Genomic DNA, 16,457 nt, shown 5'->3' with positions numbered 1-16,457 from the left:
GGTGGGCGGCCACTGCATCGGCGTCGACCCCTTCTATCTGGCGCGCTGCGCCCAGGACAGGGGCCACCACCCGGAGATCATCCTGGCCGGACGCCGGATCAACGACCAGATGGGTCCGTGGATCGCCGGACGGATCGCGGCGGGTCTGGCCCCGGCCTCCAAGGTGCTGGTGCTGGGCCTGACCTTCAAGGAGAACGTGCCCGACCTGCGCAACTCCAAGGTGGTGGACGTCATCGCCGAACTGCGCCGCCTGGGCCACGAGGTCGGCGTGCACGATCCCTTCGCCGATCCCGCAGAGGCCATGCACGAATATTCCGAGACCCTGATGCCGTCGCTCGACGGGGCCGGCGGCTATGATTGCCTGATCGGCGCCGTGCCCCATGCGCCCTATCTCGGCTTTTCCGCCGAAAGCTTCGAAACCCTGCTCCGCCCCGGCGGATTGGTCGCCGACGTCAAGGGCATGTGGCGCGCCATGGACATCCCGGATACCCTCCGCATCTGGCGGCTGTAAGGACGGAAAGAAGCATGAAGCAGGTCATCCAGAGCGCGCGCAGCGGGAAACTGGCCCTCAAGGAGGTGCCGGCGCCCAAGGTCCGCGCCGGCTCGCTGCTGGTCGTCACCAGGGCGTCGCTGATCTCGGCGGGGACCGAACGCATGGTGGTGGAATTCGCCAGGAAGAGCCTGGCGGGCAAGGCCAAGGCGCGGCCCGACCTGGTGCGCAAGGTGCTGGACAAGGCCCGGCGCGACGGGCTGGCGGCCACCTTCCGCGCCGTCATGGCCCGCCTGGACGAACCGTTGCCGCTGGGCTATTCCGCCGCCGGCGAAATCATCGCCGTGGGCGCCGGCCTGGAAGGAAGCTTCCATCCGGGCCAGCGCGTGGCCGTCGCCGGGGCCGGTCTGGCCAACCATGCCGAACTGAACGTGGTGCCGCGCAATCTGGTGGTGCCGCTGCCCGAGGGCGTGGAAGACGAGCACGCCTGCTTCGCCACCCTGGGCTCCATCGCGCTCCATGGAGTGCGCTCGCTGGGTGTGGGGCTGGGCGATGTGGTCTGCGTGGTGGGCGTCGGTCTGGTGGGGCAGCTGGCGGTGCAGTTCCTCCGCCTGCAGGGTGCCCGGGTGATCGCCATGGACACCGATGCCGCCCGCCTGGAGCTGGTGGCGCGGCTGGGGGCCGAGCTGGTGTGGAACGTGGCCGAGCCGGGCCTGCCCGAGGCGGTGGAGGCCATGACCGGCGGCATCGGCTGTGACGCCATCCTGATCGCGGCGGCCACCGATTCCAGCGGGCCTTTGGAGACCGCTGCCGAGATCGCCCGTGACCGGGCAAAGGTGGTGATGACCGGCAAGACCGGCACCGAGTTCCCCTATGCCGCCTTCATGAAGAAGGAGCTGTCGGTGATGGTGTCGCGCTCCTACGGGCCGGGGCGCTATGACGACGATTTCGAGGGACGCGGCGTCAAGTATCCCGTGGGCTATGTGCGCTGGACCGAGACGCAGAATCTGGCCGAGGTGGTGCGCCTGATGGCCGCTCCCGCCGGGCGGCGCCTGGAGATCGCGCCGTTGATCAGCCACCGCTTCGCCTTCGGGCAGGCGGAGGACGCCTACCGTCTGGTGACCGAAGGCACCGAGCCCCATCTGGGCGTGGTGCTGGCCTATGACCGCCCGGCCCAGGCGGCAAGGCCTGTCTTCGCCGCACCCAAGATTCCGGCCTCGGGACGTTGCGTGTTGGGCGTCATCGGGGCCGGAGCCTTCGCCCGCACGGTGTTGCTGCCCGAGTTCAAGCGCCTGTCCAACGTGGAGCTGGCGGCCATCGCCACCACGCGGGGCATGACCGCCGATCACGGGCAGGCGGTGTTCGGCTTTGGCCGCGCCTGCACCGCCGAGGCGGAGATTCTGGACGATCCCGCCATCAACGCCGTGCTGATCGCCACCCGCCATGCCAGCCATGCCGAGTTCACCGCCCGTGCCCTGGCGGCGGGCAAGTCGGTGCTGGTGGAAAAGCCGCTGGCCATCGATCGCGGCCAGCTGGCCCAGGTGATGGCGGCGCGGGAGGCTTCCGCCGGATTCCTGGCGGTGGGCTTCAACCGTCGCTTCGCCCCGATGATCGTCAAGGCGCGCGCCGAACTGGCCCGCCATCCGGGGCCCAAGGTGCTGTCGCTGCGGGTCAATGCCGGACCCTTGCCGCGGGAAGCCTGGCTCAACGCGGCGGAAGAGGGCGGCGGGCGCATCGTCGGCGAGGCCTGCCACTTCATCGATCTGGCCCGCTGCCTGGCGGCCAGCCCCATCGTCTCGGTCCAGGCCCAGGCGGCGGGCGGGAACGACACCGCCGACGACGTGGCGGTATCGCTGGCCTTCGCCGATGGCAGCCTAGCCAACCTGATCTATACCGGGCGGGGGGATTCCGCCTTCAGCAAGGAGCGCTTCGAGTGCTTCGCCGGCGGCACGGTGGTGGCGATCGACAATTTCCTGTCGCTCAGCATCACCGCCGACGGTCGGACCCGCACGGAGAAGGCCAAGCTGGGCCAGGACAAGGGGCACCGCGCCGAGGTGGAGGCCTTTGTCACTTCCGTGGCGGCGGGCGGTCCCGCCCCGGTGGACGAGGCAGAGCTGTTCGAGAGCAGCCTGGCCACCATCGCGGTGCTGGAATCCTTGCGCGAGGGGCGACGGATCGTTCTGGCGGAGGAGGCATGATCCCGGCGCTGGCCGCCGCTTTCGCCTGTTTCATTCTGACGGTGGCCGGCACCCGCGCCGCCATCGCTTGGCTGTTGCACCGCCGCTATCTCGATCATCCCAACGAACGTTCCAGCCATTCGGCGCCCACGCCGCGCGGCGGCGGGCTGGCGGTGACGCCTGCCATCCTGCTCTGCTGGGCCGGCTGGCGGCTGGCCACGGGTGGAGCGGCACCGCTGGAATGGGCGCTGATGGCGGGCGCCGCCCTCCTCATGGCGCTGTCCTGGTGGGACGACCGCCATACCCTGGCGGCAGGACCGCGCTTCGCCGTTCACGCCCTGGCGGTGGCCGCCGGTCTGTGGGTCCTGCCCGAGGGAGCCCTGGTGTTCCAGGGTTGGCTGCCCGTCTGGGCCGACCGGCTGCTGGCCGGATTGGGCTGGCTGTGGTTCCTCAATCTCACCAATTTCATGGACGGCATCGACGGCATCACCGGGGTGGAGACCGCCGCCATCGGAATCGGCCTGCTCCTGCTGGGGGGAGCGGGAGGCGGGCCGGGATTGATCGCGGCGGCTGCCGGGCTGGGCTTCCTGGTGTGGAACTGGCACCCGGCCCGTATCTTCCTGGGGGATTCGGGATCCATCCCGCTGGGCTTCATCCTGGGCGGGCTGCTGCTTCAACTCGCCGCCGAGGGCCATCTGGCTGCCGCCCTGATCCTGCCCGCCTATTACGTGGCCGATGCCACCATCACCATCACCCGCCGGCTGCTGAACCGCGAGAAGATTTGGCAGGCGCACCGCAAGCACTTCTACCAGCGCGCCGTGCAGGGCGGGCGCAGCCATTCCCAGGTGACGCAAGCCATCCTGGCGGGGAATGCGGTCCTGGTTCTGGCGGCATTGATGGCCGCCTCGGGCCAGGTGCTGGCCGGCGCCGTGACCGCCTTGGCGGTGGTGGCGGCCCTGCTGGCCATCTTGCAAGTCTGGTCCAAGGGGAGGCCGGCATGAGAATCCTGGTTACCGGCGCGGGCGGCTTCGTGGGTTCCGCCCTGGTGGAGGAACTGCGCCGCCGGGGGGACGAGGTTATCGGGGCCGGGCGGCGGGAGGTGGGCGAGATTGGGCCCGAGACCGATTGGCGCCCGCTGCTGGCGGGGGCGGAGACGGTGATTCATCTGGCCAACCGCGCCCATGTGATGACGGAAACCGGGGGTGATCCCGAGGCGCTGTTTCACCGCATCAACGTGGAGGGCTCGGTCGGGTTGGCCGAGCAGGCGGCGGCGGCGGGAGCCCGGCGGCTGGTGTTCGTCAGCTCCATCAAGGCCAATGGCGAGGAAACCCACGCAGAGGCCTTCACCAACACGTCGCAACCCGCTCCATGGGATGCCTATGGCCGCTCCAAATGGGAGGCGGAGCAGCGCCTGGCCGCCCATTGCGCCCGCACCGGGTTGGAACTGGTGGTGGTGCGTCCGCCGCTGATCTACGGCCCCCGCGTCAAGGGCAACCTGCGCACCCTGATGAACGTGGTGGCCAAGGGCATTCCCTTGCCGCTGGCCCTGGTGGAGAACCGCCGCTCGCTGATCGGGCTGGGCAATTTTTGCGATGTTCTGGCCCTGATGGCGCGCCATCCCGCCGCACCGGGGACGTGGCTGGTCAGGGACGACGAGGATCTCTCTACCCCCGAGCTGATCCGCCGCATGGCCCGCGCGTTGGGCCGCCCGCCCCGCCTGCTGCCGTTTCCGCCCGCCTTGCTGCGTTTGGCCGGGCGTTTGACCGGGCGGAGCGCCGCGGTAGGACGGGTGCTGGGGTCGTTGCAGGTGGACGACCGCGCCACCCGCGCCGCCCTGGGCTGGACGCCGCCCATGAGTGTGGACGAGGGCTTGACGGCCATGGCGGCAGAGCCGTGAGCATCCGCCTCTCCCGGAATCTGCTGGTGAGCAGCGGCGTGGCGCTGACCATGGGCGCATTGGTGCAGGCCCTGGCCGGGTTCCTGGCCCAACTGGTGCTGATGCGTCTGCTGTTTCCCGAGGATTTCGGGCGCTTCGCCCTGATTTTGGCGGGCTGCGGCCTGGTGCAGACGATTCTGTCGCTGCGCCTCAACGTGCTGATCATCCGCCTGTCCGATGCCGAGATGACGCCGGAACGGGCCTCGCTCTATCGGGCCGCGCTGGTCTGGGAGAGCGTGATCGCGCTGGCGGTGACCCTGGCCTGGCTGGGTTTCGCCGGGCTGATCGCTGCCGATTCCCTGGCCCTGGTGGCGGCTTTGGCGCTGACCCAGTGGACCAGCCAGGTGGTGATCTTCTACGAGCGCAAGATGGCCTATGGCCGCATCACCCTGGTGGAGACCGGCAGCCAGATGCTGGGCCATGGGGTGGCGGTGGCCCTGATCCTGTCGGGGGCCGGTGCCGTCACCCTGTATGCGAGGGAGGCGGTGGTGGCGCTCGCCCGCCTTGCGGCCTATGCCCGGATCGGGGCGCTCAGTCCTCCGGAATGGCGGATGCCGCGCCGGGCGGATCTGCGGTTTCTCGCCGCCGACGTGCGGGTCTACTGGTTGGAAGGGGTGTGCGAGGGCGGCTTTGCCCGCTTGGTGGTGCTGTGCTCGGGGGCCATCGCCGGCAGCCATGGCACCGGCCTGCTGGCCCAGAGCCAGCGCCTGGCCCTCATTCCCCACCAGCTGATCTCGCCGGTCCTGTCGCGCCTGTCGGTCAACGCCTTCAGCCGGGCCGATGCCGGCCAGAAACGGCGATTGCTGGCCTTGCTGCTGTCGGGGGCACTGGCGTCGCTGGGCGTGGCGGCCCTGCTGGCGGTGGCCTTCGCCGATCCGGTGGTGCCCTTCCTGTTCGGCGAGCACTGGCGCCCGGCGGCGGCAATCCTGGCGGCCATGGCCGGAATGGTGGTCTTTTTCCCCACCTTCGAGCTGCTGCGCGGCTATTGCTTCGCCCTGGGATTGGTCCATTCCATCATGTGGGCCCGGGGAGTGCAGTATGCCGCGTTCCTGATGGGAGCCGCCCTGGCCGGGGACGCGGTGGAGCCGGTTTCCGTCCTGGCCCTGGCCCTGTCGGCGGCCTATGGCGCCGCCTTCGCCGTGTTGGGCGTGGCGGCCTTCAGGGCTGCGCCTTCCGGGCGTTGACGATGCCGGGCCGGCATTCCACCACATCCAGTCCTCCGGCCCGCAGCAGATATCCGACATCCCGGTGCTTCTGGCGGTTCTCGTAGCGCGGCCCGTACCAGTCGAAGGTGTCGAGCAGGGTCCAGACGAATTGCTGCTCGCGGTCCAGGCGAGGATCGTGAGTGGCGCAGATGGGCAGGACATGGTTGATCAGCCGGATCTTGGGAATGCCGGACAGGGCGTGGCTCAGGGGGAACAGCAGGCGGACCAGGGTTTCGGACAGCTTCAGGGTGGCCGAGGTGGACAGGTGGGGGGTGAGCAGGCGCAGCGCGTATTTCAGCGGCTGCAGCTTGGGCCAGAAATCCGCCTCGTAGAAATTGTAGGCAAGCGCTCCGCCGGGAGCCAGAAAGGCGGGCAGGGCACGCATGACCGCCGCCGGGTCGGGGGTGTGCTGGATCACCCCCATGCAGAATAATCCGTCGAAGCTTTCCCGGCGCAGCGGCAGTTCGAACAGCGAGGCCTGGATGCAGGCCACCCGCCCCTCATGCACCCGCGTAGTCTCATGGCAGGATTCGATGGCCTGGGACAGGTCGCAGGCCACCACCCGCCCCCCCTTTTGCGCCACCACATCGGTGAAGCGTCCGGCACCGCAGCCGCAATCGAGAATCAGGCGGTCCTTGATCCAGTCCGGAGCCCAGCCGCTATCGGTCATGAAGCGGCGTTCCGAGAGATCGTGGCCCGACAATCGGTCGATCTGCACCGCCTTCCAATGCTTCCACTGGAAGCCGAAATTGTCGCAGTAATCCTGATCGGCGGCGACGAACCGAGGGATGCCGCCCCGGATGGGCCAGGATTGCCGGCAGTCCGGGCAGGATAAGGTCCCGGCGACGATCTCGCCGTCCCGCTCTTCGGCCTCGGTCAAGGCCAGGGCTGGCTGATGCGCGCAGGTGGGGCAGACCAGCAGATCCAGCAGCCACGGAACCATGGAAAACCTCTTTCATACCGGCGAGCCACTGAAGTGACTCGCCTCATCGCCCTCAGTCGCCGGGCGCTCGCGCTCGGGCTTACGCGGCATAAGCCGCGGCGGGCCTTGCCCTTGCCTCCTGCTCCTTGAACTGACGAAGGTCAGTTCAAGGGTTCGTCGGGATCGGTACGCGGCGGCAGAATGCAACGTCGGCCCAAGGGGTGCAAGCGGGGCTTTGCGCCGAGGCATCGGGCCATTATCCTGCCGGCTGGTTCCAGGGGATTTCCGCCATGAAGGTCAGCGTGGCCGTGCACGGCCGCTTCCACGGGTTTGACCTTGCCGCCCAGTTGCACCGGCGGGGCGCCTTGGCGCGGCTGATTACCACCTATCCCGCCTTCGCGGCGCGGCGCTTCGTTCCCGCCGATCTGCCACTGGCCACCGTGCCCTGGCTGGAGGCGGAGCGGCGGCTGTGGTCCTTGCTGCGCCTGCCGGGCCGGCCCGATACCGATGTGGCGCGGCGCTTTGCCCGTTTCGCCGCCCGCCATCTGCCTGAATGCGATCTTCTGGCAGGGTGGAGCGGCGCCAGCCTGGAAGCCATGGAAGAAGCCGGGCGGCGGGGCATCAAGGTGGTGATCGAGCGCGGCTCGACCCATATGGATCATCAGAGCGAGGTGTTGGCCGAGGCCTATGCCCGCTGGGGGCTGGAATGGCGTGAAACCGATCCTGAACTGGCGGCGCGCGAGCGTGAGGAATATGCCCGCGCCGACATGATCGCGCTTGGCTCGCGCCACGCCGCCGACAGCTTCCTGGCGCGGGGCTTCTCCCCGGACCGTTTGCTGGTCAATCCCTATGGCGTCGATCTGGAGCGGTTCCGCTCTGCCGCGGGACGGGAGCGGAGCGGTAAGCCCAGAATCCTGTTCGTCGGCTCGGTGGGAGTGCGCAAGGGCGTGCCGGAATTGCTGACCGCCTTCGCCCGCCTGGGAGGAAGCGCCGAATTGCACCTGATCGGTCCGGTGGAGCCCGGTTTCCGGTCGCTGCTGGACCGGCTGGCATCACCCGGCGTGGTGGTGCGCGGCGCCTTGCCGGGCTCGGCCCTTCCGGCGGAATATTCCTTCGCCGATCTGTTCTGTCTTCCGTCCGTGGAGGAGGGCTTCGGCATGGTCATCCTGCAGGCCATGGCCTCCGGCCTGCCGGTGATCGCCACCACCGCGACGGGGCTGCCCGATGCCGACCCGCAAGGGCGGGCGGGATGGGCGCTTCCTCCCGGCGATGTGGAGGCGCTGGCCGATGCCTTGGCCCAGGCCCTGGCCGATGAGAGACAGCGCCTGGAAAAGGGGGAGTCAGCCCGGAGGCTGGTCGAGGCCGGCTGGTCCTGGGACGATTACGGCGGGAGGGCGATTGAGGCCTATGGGCGGCTTCTGGCCGGGGCGACGGCGTGATTCGCAGGTTTACAAGGCATTGCTTTGTCCGGGCGGGGAGGCTAAAAGCAAGGCCAAATGTCCTTGCCTACGGGCCACACGTCCTGAAAGCTGCTCCATGATCACCGTCAGCATTATCGTTCCCGCCTATAACGAGGAACGGACCATCGTCGCGATTCTCGAGCGCGTGAAGGCGGTGACGGTGGAGGGTATCGCCTTCGAGGTGATCGTCGTTGATGACGGCTCCAAGGACCGCACCCGCGAGATTCTCGACGCGCGTCCCGATCTCTACGCCCGGTTCATCAAGCATTCGGTCAATCAGGGCAAGGGCGGCGCGGTCAAGACCGCCCTGGAGGCCGCTACCGGCGATTTCGTGCTGTTCCAGGACGCCGACCTGGAATACGACCCGGCCGATTATGTCCGCCTGATGAAGCCGCTGCGAGATTTCGATGCCGATGTGGTCATGGGTTCGCGCTTCGTGGCGCCCGAATTCACCCGCGTCTATTATTTCTGGCACCGCATCGGCAATTGGGCGATCTCGTTCCTGTTCAACGTGCTGAACAACACCACGTTCAGCGACATCTACAGCTGCTATCTCTGCTACCGCCGTTCCCTGGTGGATCCGGCGGGCCTGCGGACAAGGGGCTGGGAGCAGCATGCCGAGATCCTGTCCAAGGCGGTGGCCGCCAGCAAGGTCTATTACGAGGTGCCCATCAGCTATCACGGGCGCACCTATGACGAGGGCAAGAAGATCAAGGCCCATCACGTCTTCGCCGTCTTCGCCACCATCATCCGCGAACGCTTTGTCCGCTAGGGAGACCGATTGCATGTCCCACGACCACTACCACGACATCGAGCCGGTGACCGAGGAGGAGAAGCTGTCCTGGCCGCCCTTCGACAAGGTGGTCAAGCTGGAGAAGTCGTTCACCGATGCACGCGGCACCATCCAGCCGCTGGTCGACCGCCTGATGAAGAGCGCGGTGCTGATCGAATCCAGGAAGGGCAGCCTTCGCGCCAACCACTATCACAAGACCGACTGGCATTATTGTTACGTGGTGTCGGGTTCCATCGAGTACTGGCACCGCCCCACGGGCAGCACCGAGGAGCCCACCCGCATGATCGTCAAGGCGGGCGAGATGGTGTTCACGCCCCCCATGGTCGATCACGGCATGATCTTCCCCGAGGATTGCACCTTCCTGACCCTGTCGCGCAATTCCCGCGACCAGGCGGCCTACGAGGCCGATGTGGTGCGCATCGACCTGCTGGCCACCGAGGGGCTGACCTCCTGGAAGCCGGGCGACAAGTAAGTCCATGAGCGCCCAGCATCATCGCCGCTCCACCTGCCGTCTGTGCGGATCCAGGCATCTGACCGAAGTGGTCCGGCTGGCCCCCACGCCGCCGGCCAATGCCTTCGTTCCGCGATCGGAGCTGGGCAAGGAGCAGGAACGCTTTCCGCTGGACGTGTTCTTCTGCGAGGATTGCGCCCACGTCCAGCTTCTGGACGTGGTCGACGCCAGAGTTCTGTTCGAGCATTACGTCTATGTCTCCGGTACCTCGCCGGTCTTCGTGAAGCATTTCGAGGATTACGCCGCTTTCGTCATGGAGCGCTTCAAGCCGGTGGCCGGTGGTCTGGTGCTGGATATCGGCTCCAATGACGGCACGCTTTTATCCTTCTTTCAGAAGGCGGGCATGCGGGTGCTGGGCATCGATCCGGCGCAGGAGATTTCCGCCGAGGCGACGGCGCGCGGCATTCCCACCCTCTGCGGCTTCTTCGGGGCGGATCTGGGGGCCGAGATCGCCGCCAGCCACGGCAAGGCCCAGGTGATCACCGCCAACAACGTCTTCGCCCATATCGACGACCTGTCGGGCGTGGTGGACGGGGTGCGGGGCCTGCTGGCACCTTCGGGCGTCTTCGTGTTCGAGGTGTCTTATCTGGTGGATGTGTTCGAGAACACCCTGTTCGACACCATCTACCACGAGCATCTGGACTACCATTCGGTGGGTCCGCTGGTCCGCTTCTTCGCCGCCAAGGGCATGGAACTGGTCGAGGCCATCCGGGTCGGTTCGCATGGCGGGTCCTTGCGCGGCATCGCCCAGCTGAAGGGCGGCCCCCACGCGGTTGGCGCCTCGGTGGCCGAGGCCGTGGCCGTGGAGGAAAAGCTGGGCCTGGACAAGGCCGCGACTCTGTCCAAGTTCGCCGCCGATATCGAGGCGCTGGGCTCCGAGTTGAACGCCCTGCTGAAATCCCTCAAGGCCGAGGGCAAGCGTATCGGTGCGTTCGGCGCCCCGGCCAAGGCCACCACGCTGATGTACCATTTCGGCATCGGCCCGGAATTGGTGGACTTCATCATCGATGATTCGCCACTGAAGCAGGGCCTCTATTCGCCCGGCATGCACATCCCGGTGGTGTCGTCCACCGATGGCTTCGCCAAGAAACCCGATTATCTGGTGATCCTGGCCTGGAACTTTGCCCAGGTGATCATCGGCAAGAACGTCGCTTTCCAGGAGAGCGGCGGCAAGTTCATCATCCCCATTCCCAAGGTCGAGGTCGTCTGATGGCCGAGTTTCTGCTCAAGTCCGATATCAAGGAAGTCTGCGAGCGCCTGGGCGACACCGCCCATGACTTCGCCGGCAAGACCGTGCTGCTGACCGGCGGGCGCGGCTTCCTCGGTCGCTATTTCATGGAGATCTTCGCCTATCTCAATGCCCATGTGCTGAAGAAGCCGGTGAAGCTGGTGGCCGCCGATAACCTGATCACGGCGGGCAAGGAAGGCGCCAACGTCGCCGAGTATCCCCATACCGAGTTCATCCAGCACGACGTCATCCAGCCGCTGAAGTGGAAGGGCGGCCTCGACTACGTCATCCACGCCGCCGGCATCGCCAGCCCCTTCTATTACCGCGCCCATCCCCTGGCGACGCTGGAAGTGGCCATCACCGGCACCCGGCGCATGCTGGAACTGGCCCAGGAGCATGGCGCCCGCTTCACCTTCTTCTCGTCTTCGGAGATCTACGGCGATCCCGATCCCAAGCACGTTCCCACCCCGGAAAGCTATCGCGGCCATGTGTCGTGCCAGGGGCCGCGCGCCTGCTATGACGAGTCCAAGCGGGTGGGCGAGACGCTGTGCTACATCTTCCACGGCGAGCACGGCACCAAGACCAACACCATCCGCCCGTTCAACGTCTTCGGCCCCGGCATGCAGGAGACCGATTACCGGGTGCTGCCCAATTTCGCCAACCGTATCAAGGGCGGCCATCCGCTCAACGTCTACGGCTCGGGCAACCAGACGCGCACCTTCTGCTACATCACCGACGCCATGGTCGGCTTCCTGCTGGTGATTCTGCGCGGCGTGCCGGGCGAGGCCTACAATATCGGCAATCCCAAGCCGGAAATCTCCATGGTCGACCTGGTCAACCGCATCTCCGAGGTGATCGGCAAGCCGGTGGCCCATAACGTCATCGAGTATCCGGATTCCTATCCCGCCGACGAGCCCAACCGCCGTTGCCCTGACATCCGCAAGGCCCGTCTGCAGCTCAAGTTCGAGCCCGGAATCGAGCTGAACGAAGGTCTGCGGCGCTTCCTGACCTGGGCCGACGGTGTCTATACCGGCGAGCAATGAGCCGATCCGCCTTGCCCTGATCGGGGCGGGGCGCTGGGGGCGCAACGTCATCAAGACGTGCGCCGCCCTGGGCGGCCAGGTTCGTCTGGCCGCCATCGCCAGCGGCAATCCGGACACCGCCGCCCTGGCTCCACCCGGCTGCGTCGTCTTTGCCTCTTGGCGGGAAATGCTGGCGGCAGGTGGCCTGGACGGCGTGATCGTCTGCACGCCGCCCGATCAACATGCCGAAATGGCCCTGGCCGCCATCCAATCGGGCATCCCCGTCCTGGTGGAAAAGCCCCTGACCCGCGATGTGGCCGAGGCCGAGGCGGTGGCCGGCGCGGCGGCGAAGTCCGGCGTGCCGGTGATGGTCGATCACATCCATCTCTACAATCCGGCTTTCCGCAAACTGCTGGACCTGCTTCCCACCCTGGGGGCGGTCCGCGAAATCCGGGGGCAGGCGGGCAATCGCGGTCCCTACCGCGCCGATGCCTCGGTTCTGTGGGATTGGGGGCCGCACGATCTCGCCATGATCGGCACCCTGCTGGGCACCCGACCCGAGACCCTGGCGGCAAGGCGGCTGGAACAGGCCGAGATTGAAGGCGTCAGGGCCGAGACCCTGGAACTGGCTCTCCGCTATCCCGGCGGTGTTTCCGCCTCCTGCATCATCGGCACCCTGATGGATCGCCGCCGGATCCTCGAGGTGACGTGCGAGGGCGGCACCCTGGTCTATGACGACAATGCCCCGGCCAAGCTGACCCTGGATGGTGTCCCGGTTGCCTGTGATGGTCCCTCGCCGCTGGCCACAATCATCTCCGAATTCTCCGAGGTGGCGGCCCGCCGCCGCACGGTGGATGGCGGGCTGGGCCTGGGGGTGGAGGTGGTGCGGCTGCTGGCCCGCTGCGAAACGCTGTTGGAGGGGCCATGTGCGGCATAGCGGGCAGTACCCATGCCGATGAATCCGTCCTGGCCGAGATGGTGGCGCGGATCCGTCATCGCGGCCCCGATGGCGATGGCATCTGGCGTGACGAGGCCTCGGGCGTGGGGCTGGCCCATGCCCGCCTCGCCATCCTTGATCTGTCCCATGGCGGCGACCAGCCCATGGCATCGCCCTGCGGGCGCTGGGTCATCGCCTTCAACGGCGAGATCTACAATTTCGGCGAGCTGAAGGCCGAGCTGGAGGCCGAGGGCGAAACCTTCCGCTCCACCAGCGACACCGAGGTGCTGCTGCGCCTGTTGATGTGCGGCGGCAAGGCGGCCCTGCCCCGTCTGGTGGGCATGTTCGCCTTTGCCCTGTGGGATCGCGAGCAGCAATCCCTGCTGCTGGTCCGCGACCGGCTGGGGGTCAAGCCCCTGGTGTGGTCCCGCCTGCCCGACGGCGGATTGGCCTTCGCCTCGGAAATCCACGCATTGCGCGCCCATCCCGGCCTGGATCTGGGAATGGACCGCGAGGCGCTGTCCCAGTTCCTGGCCTGTCTCTACGTCCCGGCGCCGCGCACCATGCATGCCGGGATTGCCAAGCTGCGACCCGGCCATTGGCTGGAATGGCGGGCCGGCGCGGTGAGCGAGGGGTGCTGGTGGAAGCCGGCCTATACCGGCGCGCGCGGACTGTCGGTGGACGAGGCGGCGGAGGAGGTGATGCCTCTGCTGATGAGCGCGGTGCGCCTGCGCATGATCGCCGACGTGGAGGTGGGGTGCTTCCTGTCGGGCGGCATCGACAGCTCGGTGATCGCCGCCCTGATGGCCCAGGCCGCTCGTGAACAGGGAGCCCGCCCGCCCCGCACCTTCACCATGACCTTCGACGAGGCGGCCTATGACGAGCGCGATGCCGCCGCCGCCGTGTCCCGCCATGTGGGCAGCGTGCATGCCGAACTGCCGGCCCGACCGGAAGTGGCGGGCTTCCTCGACGACATGGTGCGGCTGTTCGGCGAGCCCTTCGGCAATCCCACGGCGCTCCTGGTCCACGACCTGTCCACCAAGGCCCGCAACCATCTCAAGGTGGCGCTGGTGGGCGATGGCGGCGACGAGGTGTTCGCCGGCTATCCCCGCTATCACGGCGGGCTGCTGGCCGGGCGCTACCGCGCCATGGTGCCGGGTCCGCTGCGCAAGCTGGCGGCCATTGCCGCCACCCTGATTCCGGAAAGCAGTTCGGGCCGCCATTCGCTGCGCCGGGCCAGGGAATTCCTGACCTCGGCCAGCCTGCCGGACGGGCAGATGTATGCCGCCTGGGTCGAGTATTTCAGCCCAGCGGAACGCAAGGCGCTGCTGGGGCTGACGGACGAGCCGTCCCGTCCCATCGCCGAGCTCTATGCCCAGGCGCCCTCGCAATCGCCGCTGGATGCCATGCAGCAGACGGATCTGCAATCCTTCCTGCCCGGCAATCTGCTGTCCTATGGCGATGCCATGAGCATGGCGGTGGCGCTGGAACTGCGCCATCCCTTCCTTGACCACCGCCTGATCGAGACCGTGGGCCGCATGGCGCCCGCCACCCGCTTCGCCCAAGGCAAGAAGACCATCCTCAAGGCGGTGGCGCGGAGGCTGCTGCCCGCCGGGATCGTGGAGAGGCCCAAGCTGGGCTTCAATCCACCCATGGGGGTGTGGCTCAGGAACGATCTCAAGGCCCTGGTGGACGAGCGGCTGACCCGTGGCCGCATGCAGGCCCTGGGCCTGGAATGGACGGCGGTGGAGGCCCTGCTGGCCGAGCACCGGCGCGGTCGCCGTGATCTGTCCCTGCCGGTCTGGGCCTTGCTCGTCCTCGACGCTTATGCGTCTTCCGTGCGGCCATAGGCGGGCGAGAAGGCAAGGTCCAGCCCCCACAGCGCCGCCAGCTGTTCCGGCGTCTCCACAAGGTGGCGCTCCAGCATGGTGGCATCGGTGATGCGGGGGCCGCCCCACGAATCTTCGACGATGATGCGCCCCTCGCCGAGGCGGACCCGCCGCCACACCATCTCGCCGAAGCCTTGATGGCAGCCGAGGAATTCCCCGTCACCGAAGCGGACGGCGCGGGCCCCTGCCCGGTCTTCCAGGCGGAAGGGGCCGAGATCCAGGCGGGCCGGCTCGGCATGGCCCTGGCGCGGGACGAAATGAGCCAGCGCCGAGCGGTAGCGGTTCCGCGCCGCCAGGTCCGGGGTATAGACGAAGGTGCCGGGATCACGGGCGAAGGCCACGCCGTCGATTTCCATCTCCACGGCCAACTGGTCGTTGTGGGCGTGGGCGCCTAATCCGTTGCCGCCGATGGGGCCGCAGCGGACCGAGATGAAGCTGCGTGCGTTCTTCCAGATGAACAGCCCGAAATCGGGGTAACAGAGCGTCGCCAGCCCCTCCAGGGCGGTGGGATCGGCCAGCGCGATCTCCAGCCGGGTGGCGGTGCGGGCGGTGTCCGGTGGCTCATCCCCGTCCAGCCGGGTGGCGGGGGGGAGCTCCGGAAGGGTCAGGCCGAGAACGGCGGCATCGAGTCCGGACGCCAGATGGGAGACGTCCAGTACCCGCTCGCGCCCCTGTTCGTCCAGGCGGGGCGACAGCTTGAAGAAGCGCCCCGAATCGTTGTCGCCGATCTGGACGATCTCGCCCGAGGGCTTGGTGACGGCACGGGCGAAGGCGATGGCGCGGCCCAGGCGCTCGAACACCGGGGGGGAGAAATCCGCCCCCAGTCGCCGCAATGCCGCCACGCCGAACAATGCCAACTCGGTTGACAGGCGGTGATAGGCGGTGGAGGCCTCGAAATTGCCGCCGTCGGGCAGGAACTGACGGAGGATCTCCGCTTCCAGCTCCTGGGCGGCGAACACCCGCCAAGGATCGCTTTCCGCTCCCGGCGGCAGAGCAGCGGCGATGACGGCCAGGCCAGCGATGTCGGCCAGGTAATGGTTGCCGCGATGCTTGGGGCTCCACTCCAGATGCTCCATGACGAAGCGCCCATGGGCCAGGGCCATGGCGGCCAGCTCGGCCTCGAAAGCCTCGTCGAAGGGGACACCCGCCGCGCGGAACAGATCCCAGGCCAGCAGGATGTTGGCGGCGCGGATGGAAACGTCCATGGCGCAGGCCCAGTTGACGCCCCAGCCGGGGGGATTGGCGGCCAGGAAGTCGAGGACCTGATGGCGGAACTCGCGCCGGTTGGCGGCGTCGCCGCCGCGGATGAAATCCAGCGCTAGCCAGGGCAGGTGCTGCATCCGGGCCAGTTCCCAGGGTAGCTTCACATCCACGCCCGGCTTGTGGGCGTAGGGCGTGGCGGGGCCAAGGACCAGGGGCGACCAGCGATAGCCGGAGCGAAAATCCACATGCCAGTCGATGGCCCTCCAGTGGGGGTCATCGATCATGGCTCTGAGGGCAGCGGCACGCGCGGCATTGCCCGGCCAGCATTGAGGAGCGGTGCCGGGCTGTGATTCGTAGCGCCAGGGGCCGAAACCGGCATAGGAGCGTCCGCGCTCCACCACCACCGGGCCGGAGCCCAGCAGGTCGAATTCGTGGCGGCGGGTGCACCCGGCCAGCCGCGCGATGGCGGGCGGGATCAGGCTCTGATCAAGAGCGGCAAGGCGCGGCACCAGGCGGTCGCCCGCCTCTCCCGGATCGGGATAGCTGCAGCGCCGCCGCATGATCCGCCCCGTGACCTGGGCGTGGAGGGCTTTCTTGGCCAGACGGGCAGCCTTGGCCAGCGCCACGCGCGGCGGCAGGGACAGGGCGGCGCGGATCAGGTGGCCGAGGGACATGGCGCCGGAC

Annotated in this window: 14 protein-coding genes; 12 read left to right on the top strand and 2 right to left on the bottom strand. The window is 67.9% G+C overall.

Going from position 1 to position 16,457, the window contains the following annotated elements:
* The 5 genes from H261_RS14925 to H261_RS14905 form a co-directional block, all read left to right on the top strand.
* On the top strand, nucleotides 1-511 hold a 511-nt coding region (locus H261_RS14925), incomplete at its 5' end, for a UDP binding domain-containing protein (protein WP_040476595.1).
* 14 nt (nucleotides 512-525) lie between these two features.
* Nucleotides 526-2,688, top strand: a complete 2,163-nt coding sequence (locus H261_RS14920) for a bi-domain-containing oxidoreductase (RefSeq protein WP_008619060.1) — start codon at nucleotides 526-528, stop codon at nucleotides 2,686-2,688.
* A complete protein-coding gene (locus H261_RS14915) occupies nucleotides 2,685-3,668 on the top strand; it encodes an MraY family glycosyltransferase (RefSeq protein ID WP_008619058.1) in 984 nt (327 codons plus the stop codon). Before H261_RS14920 ends, H261_RS14915 begins: the two co-directional genes overlap by 4 nt.
* Nucleotides 3,665-4,564, top strand: a complete 900-nt coding sequence (locus H261_RS14910; RefSeq protein ID WP_008619056.1) for an NAD-dependent epimerase/dehydratase family protein — start codon at nucleotides 3,665-3,667, stop codon at nucleotides 4,562-4,564. Before H261_RS14915 ends, H261_RS14910 begins: the two co-directional genes overlap by 4 nt.
* Nucleotides 4,561-5,787, top strand: a complete 1,227-nt coding sequence (locus tag H261_RS14905; RefSeq protein ID WP_008619054.1) for an oligosaccharide flippase family protein — start codon at nucleotides 4,561-4,563, stop codon at nucleotides 5,785-5,787. Before H261_RS14910 ends, H261_RS14905 begins: the two co-directional genes overlap by 4 nt.
* Here H261_RS14905 and H261_RS14900 read toward each other — a convergent pair.
* Entirely contained in the window at nucleotides 5,762-6,751 is a 990-nt protein-coding gene (locus H261_RS14900; RefSeq protein WP_008619051.1) for a methyltransferase domain-containing protein, read from the bottom strand. The genes H261_RS14905 and H261_RS14900 overlap by 26 nt on opposite strands.
* Before the next feature lie 269 nt (nucleotides 6,752-7,020).
* On the opposite strand from H261_RS14900, the gene H261_RS14895 reads away from it, so the two are divergent.
* The 7 genes from H261_RS14895 to asnB all read left to right on the top strand — a co-directional run bounded on the left by H261_RS14895 (nucleotide 7,021) and on the right by asnB (nucleotide 14,531).
* On the top strand, nucleotides 7,021-8,169 hold the full coding sequence (locus H261_RS14895) for a glycosyltransferase family 4 protein (RefSeq protein WP_008619049.1): 1,149 nt from the start codon (nucleotides 7,021-7,023) through the stop codon (nucleotides 8,167-8,169).
* 97 nt (nucleotides 8,170-8,266) lie between these two features.
* Entirely contained in the window at nucleotides 8,267-8,962 is a 696-nt protein-coding gene (locus tag H261_RS14890) for a glycosyltransferase family 2 protein (RefSeq protein ID WP_008619047.1), read from the top strand.
* A 13-nt stretch (nucleotides 8,963-8,975) separates the two neighbouring features.
* Nucleotides 8,976-9,455 (top strand): cupin domain-containing protein, encoded by a 480-nt coding sequence (locus H261_RS14885; protein ID WP_008619045.1) that lies wholly within the window; start codon nucleotides 8,976-8,978, stop codon nucleotides 9,453-9,455.
* Between the two features lie 4 nt (nucleotides 9,456-9,459).
* Nucleotides 9,460-10,704, top strand: a complete 1,245-nt coding sequence (locus H261_RS14880) for a class I SAM-dependent methyltransferase (RefSeq protein ID WP_008619043.1) — start codon at nucleotides 9,460-9,462, stop codon at nucleotides 10,702-10,704.
* Nucleotides 10,704-11,765: an NAD-dependent epimerase/dehydratase family protein gene (locus H261_RS14875; RefSeq protein WP_008619041.1), complete on the top strand. Its 1,062-nt coding sequence runs from the start codon at nucleotides 10,704-10,706 to the stop codon at nucleotides 11,763-11,765. The genes H261_RS14880 and H261_RS14875 overlap by 1 nt, the downstream gene beginning before the upstream one ends.
* Entirely contained in the window at nucleotides 11,743-12,681 is a 939-nt protein-coding gene (locus tag H261_RS14870; protein WP_008619039.1) for a Gfo/Idh/MocA family protein, read from the top strand. Before H261_RS14875 ends, H261_RS14870 begins: the two co-directional genes overlap by 23 nt.
* On the top strand, nucleotides 12,669-14,531 hold the full coding sequence (asnB, locus tag H261_RS14865) for an asparagine synthase (glutamine-hydrolyzing) (protein ID WP_008619037.1): 1,863 nt from the start codon (nucleotides 12,669-12,671) through the stop codon (nucleotides 14,529-14,531). The genes H261_RS14870 and asnB overlap by 13 nt, the downstream gene beginning before the upstream one ends.
* On the opposite strand, the gene H261_RS14860 is transcribed toward asnB, so the two are convergent.
* Nucleotides 14,507-16,447: a heparinase II/III family protein gene (locus H261_RS14860; RefSeq protein ID WP_008619034.1), complete on the bottom strand. Its 1,941-nt coding sequence runs from the start codon at nucleotides 16,445-16,447 to the stop codon at nucleotides 14,507-14,509. The two genes, asnB and H261_RS14860, sit on opposite strands and share 25 nt — an antisense overlap.
* Nucleotides 16,448-16,457: the final 10 nt, after the last annotated feature.

Origin of the sequence: Paramagnetospirillum caucaseum, assembly GCF_000342045.1 — a bacterium.
Lineage (GTDB): Bacteria > Pseudomonadota > Alphaproteobacteria > Rhodospirillales > Magnetospirillaceae > Phaeospirillum > Phaeospirillum caucaseum.
The sequence above is the reverse complement of the archived record's forward strand: the minus strand, read 5'-3'. Positions and strand labels throughout refer to the sequence as shown.

Bases quoted from the DNA above. Each gene is read 5' to 3' on its own strand.
- H261_RS14875 (WP_008619041.1), top strand. From the start codon at position 10,704: ATGGCCGAGTTTCTGCTCAAGTCCGATATCAAGGAAGTCTGCGAGCGC.
- H261_RS14920 (WP_008619060.1), top strand. From the start codon at position 526: ATGAAGCAGGTCATCCAGAGCGCGCGCAGCGGGAAACTGGCCCTCAAG.
- H261_RS14860 (WP_008619034.1), bottom strand. From the start codon at position 16,447: ATGTCCCTCGGCCACCTGATCCGCGCCGCCCTGTCCCTGCCGCCGCGC.
- H261_RS14915 (WP_008619058.1), top strand. From the start codon at position 2,685: ATGATCCCGGCGCTGGCCGCCGCTTTCGCCTGTTTCATTCTGACGGTG.
- asnB (WP_008619037.1), top strand. From the start codon at position 12,669: ATGTGCGGCATAGCGGGCAGTACCCATGCCGATGAATCCGTCCTGGCC.
- H261_RS14880 (WP_008619043.1), top strand. From the start codon at position 9,460: ATGAGCGCCCAGCATCATCGCCGCTCCACCTGCCGTCTGTGCGGATCC.
- H261_RS14895 (WP_008619049.1), top strand. From the start codon at position 7,021: ATGAAGGTCAGCGTGGCCGTGCACGGCCGCTTCCACGGGTTTGACCTT.
- H261_RS14910 (WP_008619056.1), top strand. From the start codon at position 3,665: ATGAGAATCCTGGTTACCGGCGCGGGCGGCTTCGTGGGTTCCGCCCTG.
- H261_RS14885 (WP_008619045.1), top strand. From the start codon at position 8,976: ATGTCCCACGACCACTACCACGACATCGAGCCGGTGACCGAGGAGGAG.
- H261_RS14890 (WP_008619047.1), top strand. From the start codon at position 8,267: ATGATCACCGTCAGCATTATCGTTCCCGCCTATAACGAGGAACGGACC.
- H261_RS14900 (WP_008619051.1), bottom strand. From the start codon at position 6,751: ATGGTTCCGTGGCTGCTGGATCTGCTGGTCTGCCCCACCTGCGCGCAT.